The sequence below is a fragment of the Flavobacterium longum genome (genome assembly GCF_965137575.1).
Lineage (GTDB): Bacteria > Bacteroidota > Bacteroidia > Flavobacteriales > Flavobacteriaceae > Flavobacterium > Flavobacterium longum.
Genome location: NZ_CBCRZJ010000002.1, coordinates 38,252 through 54,248, shown reverse-complemented (window position 1 = coordinate 54,248; position 15,997 = coordinate 38,252). Strand labels below are relative to the sequence as shown.

Genomic DNA, 15,997 nt, shown 5'->3' with positions numbered 1-15,997 from the left:
CTTTCAGATTTCGCTTTTAATCCATTTTTGAAAATCGGCAAGGTGATTTTATTTTGTTGGATTCGAAAATCGCTTAAATCGGCTTATTTCGCGTTTGGTGATTTTTGATAGTTCTTTTAACGGTCGGTTAACAGCGAAGTGCGTTTTTTGGCCGTAATTTTATGTGATAACCAAAATTCAAGAAATCATGTCAAAAACAGGAATAGGTTTGGCGCTTCTGGCAGGCGTAGCGATCGGAGCCGGAATCGGAATTTTACTCGCACCGGACAAAGGTTCTGAAACCCGTAAAAAAATTAAAGGCAAAATCGATGAAGGAAAAGAAAATCTCAAAGGCAAGTACGATGATTTGAAAGGCAAGGCAAAAACATCTGCCGAAGAAGCGTACTCAGACATCGTTTCGGATTTGAGCCACAAATCAGAAGACGTGATTTCCTTCCTGGAATCCAAACTGGCGGCGCTCAAAAAAGAAGTCGCCAAGTATTAAAAAGAAAAGAGGCCGCAAAGCCTCTTTTTTTATGGTTCGTCACGTGGGTTATTGTACCGGCCCGTTGTCGTAATCGTCTTTCTCTTCTTTCTTTGATTTGCGTTCTTTCAGGTTGCCTTGTTTAATAGATTCACCTATTTGGTTGGAAGCCGAGAACGACGCCACCATGTTGTTGAGCATATCTGAGGCCGCGCCCGGTGTGTTGGGCATTAATATCAAGTTTGAATTCGTGTCGCCACCGATGGCCTGCAACGTGTCATAATGCTGCGTCACGACAATCAGCGCCGAAGCTTCCTGCGAATTGATCCCGACTTTGTTCAAAACATCCACGCTTTCTACCAAACCGCGTGCAATCTCACGGCGCTGGTCCGCAATACCTTGGCCTTGAAGCCTTTTGCTTTCAGCTTCGGCTTTTGCTTTAGCCACGATCCGGATGCGCGTACTTTCGGCTTCGAATTCCGTGGCGGTTTTTTCGCGGTCGGCGGCGTTGATCCGGTTCATCGCATTTTTCACCTGGATGTCCGGGTCGATGTCGGTCACGAGCGTGTTGATGATATCATAACCATAAGTCGTCATCGCTTCGTTGAGTTCACGTTTTACCGCAATGGCAATGTCGTCTTTTCGCTCGAACACGTCGTCCAGCTTGAGTTTCGGGACTTCGGCGCGCACCACGTCGAACACATACGCCGTAATCTGATCGTGCGGATATTCCAATTTGTAGAACGCATCGTAGACTTTGTCCTTGATGACCATGAACTGGACCGAAACCTTCATCTTGACAAATACGTTGTCCTTGGTTTTGGTTTCGATGATGACGTCGAGCTGTTGGATCTTGAGGTTGATTTTGCCCGCAATCTTGTCGATGATCGGCAGTTTGAGTTGCAGACCGGCGTGGCGGATGTTCAGGAATCTGCCGAAGCGTTCCACGATGACGGCGGTTTGCTGCTTCACCGTAAAGAACGACGAGAGTAAAATGATGAAGCCGAAGAATAGAATGACCAATAGTGCAATGTTCATAGGAAATAATTTAGTTGAAATTTCCGTTAAAATACGAAAAATACTTTAGGTTTGCCGTGAAATCCAGAAACATGAAGAAGTACATTTTTACGGCAATCCTTGCCATAGCGAGCATTTCGGCCCAGGCGCAATATGGCGAGAAAGATTCCAACCGCATCGGCATCAGCGTGGGCGTGAACCAATTCACGATGAATTCGTCTGATTTTGACTCGAAGCCCGGCATCGGCTGGAACGCCGGATTGTCGGTCCGGGGCAATTTCTACAACGATTGGGACATGGTGTACGACATCCGTTTCGCCGAACACAGTTTCACCGTCGAATCAAAAAATCCAATCCTGGACGATGTCGATGCGAAAATCCAGTCGGCCCAGATTTCACTATTGTTTAGCTATAAGTTTATCGAAAACCATCTGAGCGTGGAAGTCGGTCCGATGTTTCAATTCAACGGCAAGCTCGACATCGATGAAGAAGACGAACTGACGACCATCGATGCCCAAGGTACGACCATGAAAGACATCCAGGAAATCAAGGTTTTCAATTTTTACCCAACAGTAGGCATTACTGGCGGCGTGAAACACGTTCGGGCGCACATCTTCGCGCAATACGGCGTGCTCAATACGTTCCGCGGCCTGGAGAAACCCAACGGAGACAGCATTACCGGCAACGGATTGGTCTTGGGCGGCAACATCTGTTTTTACCTCTAATCGTTGACCATCAGGACAATCATATTGCTGTTGTTCTTCGGAAATTTCGGCGTTGCCCAGTCATGGCTTGACGATCAGATGGGCAAGTACATTTCCGTTGAACGAAAGGCAATTCCGCCAGACTTTGGGAAAGATGCCGGCGAGGTTACGATTTTCGTATTGTCGGGCAAGAAAAACTACGACAAAAATCTACGGGAAATCGTTGCCGAACATTACAAAGGCCCGCATGTGTTTGCCACGAAAACCGAACTTAATGTCACTTACGACGATCTGGCAAAATACCGTTTTCTATTTGTCGCCAGCCGTGACGATGACGAAGGCGCGCGCATCTACGAATTCGTGATCCGCGACCGCAAGACTGAAATTTTCTACACGAACCGGCAAACCTGGTTTCACCTCAAGAAAGTCCTTACTTTTTACATACAGCAGCTCGAGCTGAAGCGGCAACACCCATAACGTCAGGGATGATACATGGCGGCCACGTCCGGATATGCTGACGAGTACATGATGGGAAGCGTCATGCCTTCCTGTATATTATGGTATTCGTGTTCGGTCAACAGGATATTCGAGCGGTGTTTGGTGTTGTCGGGCAAGACAAATTCCACATCCATGTTTTGCGTCGTGTGGCCTTTGTGGTTGAAGTACTGCGTTTTATCGACCACGACGGCCAAGGTCACCACGCCGTTTTTCTTGAGTTGATTGCTTGAGAACTGCGTCGTCATCCAGATGAACGCCATCCCGAAAATAAATAATGTACTGATGCAGAACAAACCGGTGATGATCGGGATTTTGTCGTACAGGATTGGGCACCAAACGCCAATTAGCCAAAACGACAACGCACAAGTGATGGCGCCGCCGAGTATCGAAAATAGCACGAAATAATTGTCGGCCACATCGGGCGGAATGACGTAAAAGAAAAACCACAGCTGAAACAGCATCAAGACCAACGGCGTGAACTTGTTGGTCAGGATTTTCTGTTGCAGCGTCAGTTCGTCTTCCATCGGATTAAAGGTTTGCGATGGCATGCTTGATGCGGCCAATCGTGTCTTCTTTGCCGATCATTTCCACGATGTCAAACAGATGCGGGCCTTTCAGCGCGCCCACAACGCTCAAGCGTAACGGTTGCATGACTTTACCCATACCGATTTCGTTCGCGGCCATCCAGGCTTTGACGCTCGTTTCGATGTTGGCCGACGAGAAATCTTCCACATTTTCCAATACGTCAATCAAATCGCTCATCAAACCGGCGGTTTCGTCTTTCCAGTTCTTGGCCGCTTTTTCGTCATAAGACGTCGGGGCTACGAAGAAATAGTCGCCCAAATCCCAGAATTCAGATACGAAATGTGCGCGTTCCTTGATGAGCGACGCCACGCGTGTGACGTAGTCAAGCGGTTTATCAATGCCTTTTCCGATGAGGATTTGCTGGAAATCTTTGGCCAGCAACGTATCGTCGCGTTTCACGAGATATTGGTGGTTGAACCATTTGTTCTTCTCCGGATCGAACTTCGCGCCTGCTTTGTGCACGCGGTTCAAATCAAAGGCTTCGACCAATTCATCAAGTGAGAACAATTCTTTGTCGGTGCCGTCGTTCCAGCCCAAAAGCGCAAGGAAATTCACGACGGCTTCCGGGAAATAACCGTTTTCGCGGTAACCCGACGATAGGCCTTCGTCGCTTTTCCATTCCAGCGGAAACACCGGAAAGCCCATTTTGTCGCCGTCGCGTTTAGACAATTTCCCATTGCCGATGGGTTTCAAGATCAACGGCAAGTGCGCAAATTCAGGCGCATCCCAGCCGAAAGCGCGGTACAGCAACACGTGCAGCGGCATTGACGGCAACCATTCTTCGCCGCGGATCACGTGCGAGGTTTCCATCAGATGGTCGTCGACGATGTTGGCCAAATGGTAGGTTGGCATGCCGTCGCTCTTGAACAATACTTTGTCGTCAAGCAAGTTCGTCTCAAATTTGATGTCGCCGCGGATGATGTCGTGCAACTGCAACGTCTGGTCAACCGGCGTCTTGAACCGCACCACATAGGGTTCACCAGAAGAAATCCTTTTTTCGATTTCAGCCGCAGAAAGCCGGAGAGAATTGTCAAGCTTTTCGCGGTTGTGATGGTTATAAATAAATGTTTTCCCTTTGGCTTCGTGGTCTTTGCGGTGCGCATCGAGCGCTTCTGCGGTATCGAAGGCGTAGTAGGCGTTTCCGGAAGCAATCAGCGCGTCTGCGTATTGTTTGTACAAATCCTTGCGTTCGCTCTGGCGGTACGGCCCGAATTTCTCGTTGCGGCCAACGGTTTCAGAAGGCGCAATCCCGAGCCAGTCCAGCGCTTCGAAAATATAGGCTTCGGCGCCCGGAACGAAACGATTTTGGTCTGTATCTTCGATCCTGAGATAGAAAACCCCGCCGTGTTTCTTGGCGAACAAATAGTTGAACAAAGCCGTCCTCACGCCGCCGATATGCAGCGGTCCGGTTGGGCTGGGTGCAAAACGCACGCGAACTGGTTTAGACATTTGGTGAAATTTTGGGCAAAGGTATGAAGTTTAGCGTCGAATGTCGAACGTCAAATGTCGAATGTCGCGCATCGGAATTGCGAACTGGAAATTTTCCGAGTTTTTTAACAGTTTAAAACTTTACCTTTAGCGGTTATAAAATTGGTTTTGTGGAACGAGCGAACGTTATTTACCAGAAACTTGAAGCTTTCATCCGGAAGTATTACACCAACGAACTCTTGCGTGGCGCGATTTTCTTCGTCGGGCTCGGGTTGATTTATTTCCTGTTTACGTTGTTCATCGAGTATTTCCTTTGGCTCAAACCAGCGGGAAGAACGGCATTGTTCTGGGCGTTCGTGGCCGTGGAGTTGTTCCTTTTGGTGCGCTACATCGTGTTTCCGCTGACCAAACTCTTCCGTTTACAGAAAGGCATCGGGTATGACGAGGCGTCGAAAATCATCGGCAGCCATTTCACCGAAGTCAGTGACAAACTCACCAATTTCCTGCAGCTTTCCGGCGATCAGAACAAGTCTGAATTGCTCTTGGCGTCGATTGAGCAGAAGGCCGCCACATTGCAACCGATTCCGTTCGGCAATGCCATCAACCTCAAGAAAAACCGCAAGTATTTGCCGCTGGCCATTCTCCCGATTTTGCTGTTCTTGTTCTTTTACGTGTCGGGCAATGGCAGTTTCATCTCGCAAAGCCTGACCCGCGTGGTGAATTACAACCGCCAATTCCTGCCGCCTGCGCCATTCAGGTTTGTGGTCTTGAACGACAAGTTGCAAACCGAACAAAACCGGGATTTTATATTGAAAATCAAGACCGAAGGCCGCGTTGTCCCTGAGAATGCGATGATTTACATTGGCGATGAAAGCTATTTCATGGAAAGCAGCAAGCCCGGCGAATTCACTTATCGCATCCCGAAACCCGCGCAGAATCTGGCGTTTCACGTGGAAGCAAACGATGTGGAATCAGCCGAATATGAATTGGCCGTCGTGGCCGTGCCTGCCATCGCGAATTTCGAAATGGCATTGCGTTTCCCGGGATATCTCAACCGCAAACCGGAAACCATCAAAGGCACCGGAAACGCCGTGTTGCCCGAAGGTACGACCGTGACCTGGCGCATGACCACACAGGCTACCGAGAAAGTCGCCTGGACAGACCAAAGCGTGACACTTGCCTTCAACCGCGAGGAGAATTTCTTTACGCTGTCCAAACAGATTGCGCAGAATACCGAGTATCAAATCAGGACGTCGAACCGGAAAGTCCTTGATTATGAGAAGTTAAACTACCGGATTTCGGTCATCAAGGACCAATATCCAACCATAGACGTGGGCAACGCGCCAGACAGTATCAAGACCGAAAAGAATTACGTATTGGGCAAAATGGCCGACGATTACGGCCTGTCTAAGTTGCAGGTCGTGTACTATCCGAAAGACCAGCCGGAGGCCGCCAAACGCTATAATTTGCCCGTGAAGAAAGATATTTTTGACCAGTTCGTGTTCGCGTTCCCGTCAACACTTCCGGTGCAACAGGGCGTTTCCTACGAATACTATTTCGAGGTGTTCGACAACGATGCGCCGCACGGCTTCAAGAGCGCCAAGTCTTCGGTATTCTCGAACCGCATCCAGACCGACGAGGAAAAACAGGATGCCGAACTTCAGCAGCAGAACGACAACATCAACAGTCTCGAAAAGTCCTTGAAGAATCAGGACAAGCAGATTTCCGAGATGGAAAAGCTGGAGAAAATCGGGAAGGAGAAATCCAATCTTGAATTCAAAGACCAACAGAAGGTGAACGACTTCATTAAACGCCAGAAGCAACAGGACGAAATGATGAAGGAGTTTTCCAAGAAAATGGAAGACAATCTGGAGAAATTCAATCCCGACAAAAAAGACGCCTTCAAGGAAGAATTGCAAAAGCGCCTGGAGAATTCCCAGAAAGACATGGAAAAAAACCAGAAGCTTCTGGACGAGCTCAAGGAACTGAACGACAAAATCCAGAACGAGGAATTGTTCGAAAAGATGGAGAAGTTCAAGCAGAACGCAAAGAATCAGACCAAAACGCTCGAGCAATTGGTGGAGTTGACCAAGAAATATTACGTCGAGAAGAAAGCCGAACAATTGGCCGACAAACTCGAGAAGTTGGCCGACAAGCAGGAAGATCTTTCCGATCAGGACAAGGAAAACACCGCCGAGAAACAAGAAGACATCAACAAGGAGTTCGATAAGATCCAGGAAGAACTCAACGAACTTGAAAAGGAAAATAAGGAGTTGAAGGCGCCGGTCGAGTTGCCGGACACTGAAAACAAGGAAAAGAACATCGACGAAGACATGAAAAAGGCTTCGGACGAACTTAAGAAAGACAACAAAGGAAAGGCGAAACCCAAGCAGAAAAGCGCCGCCAAACAAATGAAGGAAATGAGCCAGTCCATGAAAGAAAGCATGGCCGCCGGCGACATGGAACAAATGGAGGAAGACGTCAAGATGCTGCGGCAAATCCTAGACAACTTGCTGGCGTTCTCGTTCTCGCAGGAAGATCTAATGAAGCAGTTCAAAGGGTTGAAGCGCAGTTCGCCGTCGTTTAATAAAAACCTGAAAATCCAGCAGGACTTGAAGCAGCAATTCAAGCACGTCGATGACAGTTTGTTCGCGATGTCTCTGCGTAACCCGAAAATCGCAGAAGACGTCACCAAGGAAATCGGGAATGTACATTACAACATCGATAAGGCATTGGAATCCATGGTGGAATCGCAGGTCGCGAAAGGCGTGTCGCACCAACAATATACGGTAACGGCAGCCAACAAACTCGCCGATTTTCTGGCCAATACCATGAACAGCATGCAAATGTCTTTGTCTGCGTCGGGCGCGGGTAAACCCAAACCAGGTCAAGGACAAGGCGACGGGCCGCAATTGCCGGACATCATCAAGAAACAGGAAGGCTTGGCGCAGAAGATGAAAGGCATGAAAAGCGGCGACAAACCCGGCGAAGGGAAAAAGCCCGGTGAAGGCGATAAGCCAGGGCAACCCGGCGGCAAGAAGCCCGGTCAGGCAGGACAAGGCCAGAACGGCAAAGGGAATTCGCAGGGCGAAGGCGGCGAGAACGGGGAAGACGGCGAAGGCGACGCCCGCAACATCATGGAGATTTATCGCGAGCAACAACAATTGCGGGAAGCCTTGCAGAAAGAACTCAACAAGCAAGGTTTGGGCGGCACCGGCCAGAACGCAATCGACCAAATGAAGCAAATCGAAAAGCAATTGCTCAACAAAGGCTTCAACAACGAGGTTTTGCAGAAGGTGATGAACCTCAAATACGAATTGCTCAAGCTCGAAAAAGCCATACAGCAGCAAGGTGAAGAAAAGAAACGCCAGTCTGAAACCAACAAAAAGGAATTCCAGAATAACTCGAACGCGCTGCCTAAGTCGCTACAGGATTATTTGAACAGCATTGAGATATTAAACCGCCAAAGCTTACCTTTGCGCCCGAATTACGACCAAAAGGTCCAGGAATATTTTAAGGGATGATCACATTCAATTACGAGACAGATTTTGCGTTGGCCGACGAAGACCGTTATGCCAGCTGGATTTCCGGCGTGATTTCCTCTGAAGGCAAGAGCGAAGGCGACATCAATTATGTCTTCTGCGACGATGATTATCTGTATAAAATCAATATGGAATATTTGCGGCATGATGACTTGACCGACATCATCAGCTTTGATTATTCTGTAGGAAACGAATTACACGGCGATATTTTTATCTCTGTAGAAAGAGTGCGGGAAAACGCCGATGATTTCAAGGTTTTGTTTGACGAGGAATTGCGGCGTGTCATGGCGCACGGCGTGTTGCATTATGCCGGATATAAAGATAAATCTGATGCCGATTCAGAGTTGATGCGATTGAAGGAAGAAGAGAAAATGAAAATGTTCCACGTGAAACAATGAGCATGTTCGAGAATATATATGATGTGATCGTCGTCGGCGCCGGACACGCGGGTTCGGAAGCTGCTGCGGCTGCTGCCAACATGGGTTCAAAAACCTTGTTGGTCACGATGAGTTTGCAGAACATTGCGCAGATGTCTTGCAACCCAGCCATGGGCGGCATAGCCAAAGGGCAAATTGTCCGGGAAATCGATGCGCTCGGCGGTTACTCAGGGATTGTGTCAGACAAGACGGCCATTCAGTTCAAGATGCTCAACAAGTCAAAAGGTCCGGCCATGTGGTCACCGCGCGTGCAAAGTGACCGGATGCGTTTTGCCGAGGAATGGCGTTTGATGTTGGAGCGCACGCCCAATCTTGATTTCTATCAGGAAATGGTCCGTGGCCTCATCATCGAAAACGGGAAGATAAAAGGCATCAAGACGTCTTTGGGCGTCGAAATTAAAGCCAAAGCCGTCGTACTTACCAACGGCACATTCTTGAACGGATTGATCCATATCGGCGAAAAGCAATTCGGCGGCGGCAGGGCAGGCGAGAGTGCGGCGTATGGCATTACCGAAGATTTGATAAGTGTAGGGTTTGAATCAGGCAGGATGAAAACCGGAACACCGCCGCGTGTTGACGGTCGCTCGCTTGACTATTCAAAAATGCACGAGGAAAAAGGCGACGAAAAGCCAGAGAAGTTTTCGTATTCCGACGAAACCAAGCCGCTCACGATTCAAAAGTCTTGTCACATGACGTACACGTCGCAAGACGTACACGATATTCTCCGCGAAGGTTTTGACCGCTCGCCAATGTTCAATGGCCGCATCAAAAGCCTGGGCCCAAGGTATTGCCCATCCATCGAAGACAAGATCAACCGCTTCGCCGACAAAGAACGACACCAACTCTTCGTTGAACCCGAAGGTTGGAACACCGTTGAGGTTTATGTCAATGGATTTTCAACGTCGCTGCCCGAGGACGTGCAATTCAAAGCATTGCGGTCGGTGGCTGGATTCGAGAACGTGAAGTTCTTCCGTCCGGGTTACGCCATCGAGTACGATTATTTTCCACCGGTGCAATTGAAGCATACGCTCGAAACCAAACTTGTGGAAGGATTGTATTTCGCGGGCCAAATCAACGGCACGACCGGTTACGAGGAAGCCGCATCCCAAGGATTGATGGCCGGCATCAACGCGCATTTGAAAGTACACGAAAAAGAGCCGTTTATTTTAAAACGAGACGAAGCATATATCGGTGTTTTGATTGACGACTTGATTACGAAAGGCACCGAAGAACCGTATCGGATGTTCACCTCACGTGCCGAATACCGCACATTGCTCCGTCAGGACAACGCCGATTTCCGCTTGACGCCGATGTCGCACGCCATTGGATTGGCTTCCGACAAGCGGATGAAACGCATAGAAGAGAAGTTGGGCAAATCATCTGCGATGGTTGAATTTTTCAAGGAAACCAGCGTAACCACGGACGAAGCAAACCCGATATTGGAAGCCAAGGAATCGGCACCCATGGCCCAAAACGACAAAATGTTCAAAGTGTTTTCTCGCCCGCAGATTGAATTGGCAGACATGGTTCAATTTAACGATGTCCGGAAATACATCGATGAAAACGCCATCGACGAAGAAATCCTGGAACAAGCCTATGTCCAGGTAAAATATTCAGGCTATATCGAAAAGGAGCGCAACAACGCAGACAAGCTCACCAGATTGGAAGATGTGCGCATCCCGGAACAGTTCGACTATGATAAAATCAAGTCGCTATCCTACGAAGCAAAAGAGAAATTCAAGAAAATCCGGCCGGTAACGATTTCACAAGCGTCACGCATCAGCGGGGTTTCGCCAAGTGACATTTCGGTACTGCTCATTTATATGGGTCGATAGTTTCACGTGGAACGACAATCGAAAACCCTTATCAATAAAGGCATTACCGCGATTTTATATTGTTGACATGAACATTAACCAAGACAAACATTTCATCACGCTATTAGATCATTCGGTTTCAAAGGAATCTTTTTCACTGTTCCTAGACGAAAATTTAGCGTTGCTCGCAACCGTTCCGCAACCCAGTGCTGACCAACTGCCCAAATATTATGAGAGCGATGACTACATTTCACATACCGATGGGAAGCGTACGCTGTTCGAAAAAGCCTATCATTTCGTAAAAGGCATCGCGCTTAAGCAAAAAACCAAGCTCATTTTGAAGTACCAAAACCGTGGTGCTTTGCTGGATCTCGGTGCGGGAACTGGCGATTTTTTGAACGCCGCAAAGGCTGAAGGATGGCAAGTAACCGGCGTTGAACCGAGTGAAAAGGCACGGGAAATCGCGGCCGGTAAAAACCTGACTCTGTATCCGGACACCGCGAATTTGCCAGACCATTCATTCGATGTCATCACGATGTGGCATGTGCTCGAGCACGTTCCGGATGTAAACAGCCAAATCATCACGTTGAAACGGCTGCTCAAACCCGGCGGAACCATCGTCGTTGCCGTGCCGAACTACAAATCTTACGACGCGAACTATTACGGCGAGTATTGGGCGGCTTATGACGTGCCGCGGCATTTGTGGCATTTTTCCAGAACCGCTATCGAAAAGCTTTTCGGGTCGCACGGGATGGTTTTAAAAGACGTGCTTCCGATGAAGTTCGATGCATTCTACGTGGCGTTGCTGTCCGAGAAATACCAAGCCGGAAAGATGAATTATTTCAAGGCATTTCGCATCGGCTTAAGGTCTAACGCCAAGGCTGCCAAAACGGGCGAGTATTCGTCACTCATTTACATCCTGCAAAATAAATCGTAAAGGCCACCGCCGCATCGCAAAAAATAAATACTTTTGCAACCACTTAAAAAATCCCATCCATGAAAAAAATCATCGCTATTGCCGTGATCGCGCTGGCCGTCGTTTCGTGCAATAAAACTACCGAGGCCGCGGCCGTTAAAACGGCGTATATCGACACATCGAAATTGATGGAAGATTACACCGCTTCCAAAGACATCGAAGCCAAATACAAAGCAAAATCGCAGGAAATGGGCAAAGGCTTGCAAGATAAAGTCGCCAGATTCCAGGCTGAAGCGCAAAGTTTCCGCAGCAACGCACAAGCCAACGGCCAGGCGTGGGCGCAACAAAAAGGCGCAGAGCTGGCCAAACGCGAACAAGAATTGCGCTATGAGCAAGACGCGTTGTTGCAGCAACTCCAGATGGAAAGTGGTAAGGAAATGGACACGCTCATCAAGAGAACCAAGGATTTCATCAAGCAATACGGCAAGGAAAAAGGCTACGATTATATCTACGGAACAGGCGAAGCCGCTACGATTTTGTACGCCAAGGATTCTTACGACATCACGAAAGAAGTCACCAAATTGCTGAACGACAAATACGCTTCAGAAGGCAAGAAAGAAGAACCGGCCGCAGAAGCCAAGAAATAAATTTAAGAAAATTTACGGGAAAACCTTCACCAACTGCGGTGGAGGTTTTTTATTTTTATCGGCATTGAAGAACGCCATGCACAACCATTCAGACGCAGCTGCTTATGTACTCCGGTTCATTAACCAAACCAGCCAGTCGGTATTCTTGACCGGTCAGGCCGGAACGGGCAAAACCACGTTGTTGCGGGAAATCATCCAAACGACACACAAAAATACCGTCGTTGTGGCGCCCACCGGGATTGCGGCGCTCAATGCCGGAGGCGTGACCATCCATTCCATGTTCCAACTGCCGCTGGCCACGTTTATTCCAGAGGCGGCGGTGCATGGAACTTTCCATGAGAATGCCCGCATCGAAACCCGCGATACGCTGCGCCGCCATTTCAAGGTTTCGGGGCAGAAACAGGCCGTCATCCGCAACATGGAACTGCTCATCGTGGACGAAGTCAGTATGTTGCGCGCGGACTTGCTCGATGCAATGGACTTCATGTTGCAATCGGTACGGAAGAACAAAACCCCGTTTGGCGGTGTGCAGGTGTTGTTCATTGGCGATTTGCTCCAGTTGCCGCCGGTGGTCAAGAACGAGGAATGGGACGTGTTGCGCAAATATTACCGTGGGAAATTTTTCTTCAATGCGCGGGTTGTGGCGCAACATCCGCCGATTTACATCGAACTTTCCAAGATTTACCGACAGTCTGACGATTTGTTCATTTCGATTCTCAACAATCTGAGAAACAATACGATAACTTCATCGGACGTCAATACCCTGAACCGTTATGTGAAACCATCGTTCGATGTGGAAAGCCATCCTGGTTTTATCACCTTGACCACACACAACGCCAAAGCCGATGCGCTCAACACGCGGGCACTCGGGAATCTCAGCCAGCGTGCTATTTCTTTCTACCCGGAAATCACCGGCGAATTCCCTGAAAAGATTTTCCCGGTGGACGAAACCCTGACGCTCAAGGAAGGCGCGCAAATCATGTTCATCAAAAACGATCTGTCGCCCGAGAAAGAATACTACAACGGAAAAACGGGCCGAATCAAGTCTTTGTCGCCCGAGGAAATCCTCGTGTATTTTCCGGAAGAAGACAAAACCATCGAAGTCGATCGGTACGAATGGCGCAACATCCGCTATTACGTGGACGAGGTCACCAAGGAAATCCGCGAGGAAATACTCGGGACGTTCGTGCATTACCCGATCAAGCTGGCCTGGGCGATCACCGTCCATAAAAGCCAGGGCTTGACGTTTGACAAAGCCGCGATTGACGTATCGAACGTTTTTGCGCCCGGACAGGCCTATGTGGCTTTTTCGCGTTTGCGGTCCTTAAACGGGCTTATTTTGCTTTCTCCGCTCCAAATCAACGGCATCGCCAGCGACGAGGAAGTCCTGCGTTATGCCCAGCAAAAAGCCGATGACGAGAATCTGGAAACGGCATTGCAACACCAGACCAGACGTTACCTTGCCGATACACTGAAAGACGGTTTCACGTGGAAAGACCTGTCGCAAATGTGGCGCAACCACGCGTTCGGCTACCGCGAAGAAGGCCCGAAATCCGTGAAACACAACCATTCAGATTGGGCCAAACGCAACGCCGATTTGATGGCGACGCTACTCGAGCCGTCCGGGAAATTCTTGTTACAACTTGACCGGCTTTTCGCTGCCGAATCCCTGGAAATGGATTTCATTGCCGAGCGCGTCGATGCCGCATACGATTATTTTTTCCCGTTTCTCGACAAGCTCGAAACGGAAATCCTCACCAAACTCCACGAAATTTCCCGGCTCAAGAAGGCCAAAGCGTTTTACGAAGAACTGTTGCTGCTCGAGGAAATGCAAGTGAAAGCCGTCCGAAAATTGCTCCACGCGAAACAATTGGCCGCCGTGGTGGCGCAAGGCAAGGAAATCTGCAAGGAAAACCTCGTCACAGATTTCATCCGGAAATACCGGCAGCAGAAAATCGAATCGGTCAAGATGGCGTTCCTGGCCCAACACGCCGAGCTCATCGAAGACGACGCGCCGGAAACACGTTACGCCAATCCGGGCAAAAAGCGCAAGAAAGAACCGAAAAAGTCCACGCTGGAGGAAACCTTCGAGTTGTGGCAGCAGCAATTGTCCATAGAAGACATCGCCGCCCAACGCAAACTGACACCGCAAACCATTTTGTCGCACCTGTCAAAACTCATCGCATCGAAACAAGTCAACATCCGCGACGTATTGCCCGAAGACAAAGTCATTGCACTGGCGCGCGCTTTCGTGGGTTATACCGAAGAAACCTTGCAGCCGCTCAAGGAAAAATATGGAGATGAATTCACTTGGGATGAACTAAGAATGTTCAAGGCCAGCCTGAGCTTACGCTAACCAATAGACGGCCATCACCGCAGGAATGAAGTAAATGGCAATTGTTCTTGCGCCGTCGTAATCTTTTGCGATGCGTTGTCCTAAAAGTAACAAAATCAGGGCAATACAGGAAAAAACCGCGCCATAGAAACCATAAACGTGTTCGCGGGTCACTAGTAATTCCACAACGCCGACCAGGCATAAAATCCCCGAAACGAGTTCGAGTGCCAGGATCAACATCAATAATTCGGGCACGCGGTTGCGGATGAATGTCTTGGCGAAATGCCCTTTGAGCCATTCCACGTTGCCTTTCCAGTCGGAAACTTTGTCGTATCCGGACTGGATGAACGTTACGGCCAGAAAGCACAGGATTAAGATCGATGCAATATTCATAGGGATTTTTTATGGATCAATCGGGTCAGTTTGATGGACAAATCCGTCAGGACAATTTTGGCGTTGCCGTTGCGCTCGATGTGGTACATCGCGTCCTGCAATTCCTTGAAAATGTCCTGGATGTTGTTGCCGTGCACAAACGGCGCGAAATTCTCCAGCCGGAATTTGTCGATTTTCGGCTCCATGTACACCAAACTCGTCACCTGGTAATTCAGCAGCAACGTCTGGCGGAACATATCGATGCAATACTCAAGGAATTTTTTCTGCGTTTCGCGGCCCAGCGAGGCAATTTTTTCGCTCCACGCCACCAGGTCATTGATGGCCGAAGCGTTTCCTTTGGCCCGGAATGCCGCGCGTACCCATTGGACGAACCATTCCTCAAATGGCGTGTCTTCGGAATCGTCGTGGAGCAAATGCAAGGCTTTGTTGTAATTGCCTTGCGCCTGATGTGCGATTTTCTTGGCCAAACGGCCGTCGATGGTATGGGTTGATGCGAGCACTTCCGCTATAGTGTCTTCGTGCAAACGGTTGAAATTCAGGATTTGGCAGCGCGACCGGATCGTCTCAATGATGTCCTGCTCATTTTCGGTGATCAGGATGAAGACGGTTTTCTGCGGCGGTTCTTCGATGATCTTCAAGAGTTTGTTCGCTGCTTCGATGTTCATCTTGTCGGCCATCCAGACAATCATGATTTTGTAACCGCCTTCAAAAGACTTGAGCGCCAGTGACTTCAAGACTTCCTGCGCGTCTTCCACCCGGATTAGGCCTTGCTTGTTTGCGACGCCCAAAATCTGGTACCAGTCAAACAAACTACCGTATGGGTTTTTAAGTACGAACTCGCGCCAGTCGGTCAGAAAATCGGCGCTTTTGGGTTTGGTCTTGACCTCGTCCGTGGAAACTGTCGGGTAAACGAAATGCAAGTCAGGATGTTGCAGATGGTCGAACTTGAGGTTGCAGGCATCGTTCCCACCTTCATTTTCGGCACCGGGGTTATTGCACAAAATGTACTGCGCATAAGCAATGGCCATTGCGAGTGTGCCGCTACCTTCCGGCCCAACGAACAACTGCGCATGCGGAATGCGTCCGGCCTGCGCGGTTTTGATCAAATGATTTTTAAGGTAATCCTGTCCTAGAATATCGCTGAATCGCATGAGGCAAATATAGCGGAAAACACGGGCAGGACGCGGGCGGAAGCCCAAAAAAACAAAATGCGTATAT

At 49.0% G+C, this 15,997-nt stretch carries 14 protein-coding genes; 9 read left to right on the top strand and 5 right to left on the bottom strand.

Translation table 11 applies throughout. The features are described from left to right. Positions 1 to 187 precede the first annotated feature (187 nt). Positions 188 to 484, top strand: a complete 297-nt coding sequence (locus ACM9J1_RS03235) for a YtxH domain-containing protein (protein ID WP_415580498.1) — start codon at positions 188 to 190, stop codon at positions 482 to 484. Positions 485 to 532: 48 nt separating this feature from the next. On the opposite strand, the gene ACM9J1_RS03230 is transcribed toward ACM9J1_RS03235, so the two are convergent. Continuing rightward, positions 533 to 1,501: an SPFH domain-containing protein gene (locus tag ACM9J1_RS03230; protein ID WP_415580497.1), complete on the bottom strand. Its 969-nt coding sequence runs from the start codon at positions 1,499 to 1,501 to the stop codon at positions 533 to 535. A gap of 71 nt (positions 1,502 to 1,572) precedes the next feature. Between ACM9J1_RS03230 and ACM9J1_RS03225 the strand changes: the two genes are divergently transcribed. Both ACM9J1_RS03225 and ACM9J1_RS03220 read left to right on the top strand, forming a co-directional pair. After that, entirely contained in the window at positions 1,573 to 2,205 is a 633-nt protein-coding gene (locus ACM9J1_RS03225) for an outer membrane beta-barrel protein (protein ID WP_415580496.1), read from the top strand. A gap of 3 nt (positions 2,206 to 2,208) precedes the next feature. Next, on the top strand, positions 2,209 to 2,661 hold the full coding sequence (locus ACM9J1_RS03220; RefSeq protein WP_415580495.1) for a hypothetical protein: 453 nt from the start codon (positions 2,209 to 2,211) through the stop codon (positions 2,659 to 2,661). Between the two features lie 2 nt (positions 2,662 to 2,663). Here the strand turns inward: ACM9J1_RS03220 and ACM9J1_RS03215 are convergent, their stop codons facing one another. Further along, a complete protein-coding gene (locus ACM9J1_RS03215) occupies positions 2,664 to 3,206 on the bottom strand; it encodes a hypothetical protein (protein WP_415580494.1) in 543 nt (180 codons plus the stop codon). 4 nt (positions 3,207 to 3,210) lie between these two features. Continuing rightward, positions 3,211 to 4,716 (bottom strand): glutamate--tRNA ligase, encoded by a 1,506-nt coding sequence (gene gltX, locus ACM9J1_RS03210; protein ID WP_415580493.1) that lies wholly within the window; start codon positions 4,714 to 4,716, stop codon positions 3,211 to 3,213. Between the two features lie 149 nt (positions 4,717 to 4,865). Between gltX and ACM9J1_RS03205 the strand changes: the two genes are divergently transcribed. The 6 genes from ACM9J1_RS03205 to ACM9J1_RS03180 all read left to right on the top strand — a co-directional run bounded on the left by ACM9J1_RS03205 (position 4,866) and on the right by ACM9J1_RS03180 (position 14,407). Next, positions 4,866 to 8,219 (top strand): DUF4175 family protein, encoded by a 3,354-nt coding sequence (locus ACM9J1_RS03205; protein WP_415580492.1) that lies wholly within the window; start codon positions 4,866 to 4,868, stop codon positions 8,217 to 8,219. Then, entirely contained in the window at positions 8,216 to 8,635 is a 420-nt protein-coding gene (gene ybeY, locus ACM9J1_RS03200) for an rRNA maturation RNase YbeY (RefSeq protein ID WP_415580491.1), read from the top strand. The genes ACM9J1_RS03205 and ybeY overlap by 4 nt, the downstream gene beginning before the upstream one ends. A gap of 2 nt (positions 8,636 to 8,637) precedes the next feature. After that, complete coding sequence (gene mnmG, locus ACM9J1_RS03195; RefSeq protein WP_415580490.1) at positions 8,638 to 10,509, top strand: tRNA uridine-5-carboxymethylaminomethyl(34) synthesis enzyme MnmG; 1,872 nt, start codon at positions 8,638 to 8,640, stop codon at positions 10,507 to 10,509. A 67-nt stretch (positions 10,510 to 10,576) separates the two neighbouring features. Then, positions 10,577 to 11,425 (top strand): class I SAM-dependent methyltransferase, encoded by an 849-nt coding sequence (locus ACM9J1_RS03190; protein ID WP_415580489.1) that lies wholly within the window; start codon positions 10,577 to 10,579, stop codon positions 11,423 to 11,425. A gap of 59 nt (positions 11,426 to 11,484) precedes the next feature. Next, the gene (locus tag ACM9J1_RS03185; RefSeq protein WP_415580488.1) at positions 11,485 to 12,051 is read left to right on the top strand and encodes an OmpH/Skp family outer membrane protein; all 567 of its coding nucleotides are present in this window, start codon (positions 11,485 to 11,487) and stop codon (positions 12,049 to 12,051) included. A gap of 76 nt (positions 12,052 to 12,127) precedes the next feature. After that, the gene (locus ACM9J1_RS03180) at positions 12,128 to 14,407 is read left to right on the top strand and encodes a helix-turn-helix domain-containing protein (RefSeq protein ID WP_415580487.1); all 2,280 of its coding nucleotides are present in this window, start codon (positions 12,128 to 12,130) and stop codon (positions 14,405 to 14,407) included. Here ACM9J1_RS03180 and ACM9J1_RS03175 read toward each other — a convergent pair. Both ACM9J1_RS03175 and ACM9J1_RS03170 read right to left on the bottom strand, forming a co-directional pair. After that, positions 14,399 to 14,779: a DoxX family membrane protein gene (locus tag ACM9J1_RS03175; RefSeq protein ID WP_415580486.1), complete on the bottom strand. Its 381-nt coding sequence runs from the start codon at positions 14,777 to 14,779 to the stop codon at positions 14,399 to 14,401. The genes ACM9J1_RS03180 and ACM9J1_RS03175 overlap by 9 nt on opposite strands. Beyond that, the gene (locus tag ACM9J1_RS03170) at positions 14,776 to 15,930 is read right to left on the bottom strand and encodes a DNA polymerase III subunit (protein ID WP_415580485.1); all 1,155 of its coding nucleotides are present in this window, start codon (positions 15,928 to 15,930) and stop codon (positions 14,776 to 14,778) included. Before ACM9J1_RS03170 ends, ACM9J1_RS03175 begins: the two co-directional genes overlap by 4 nt. Between the last annotated feature and the right edge of the window lie 67 nt (positions 15,931 to 15,997).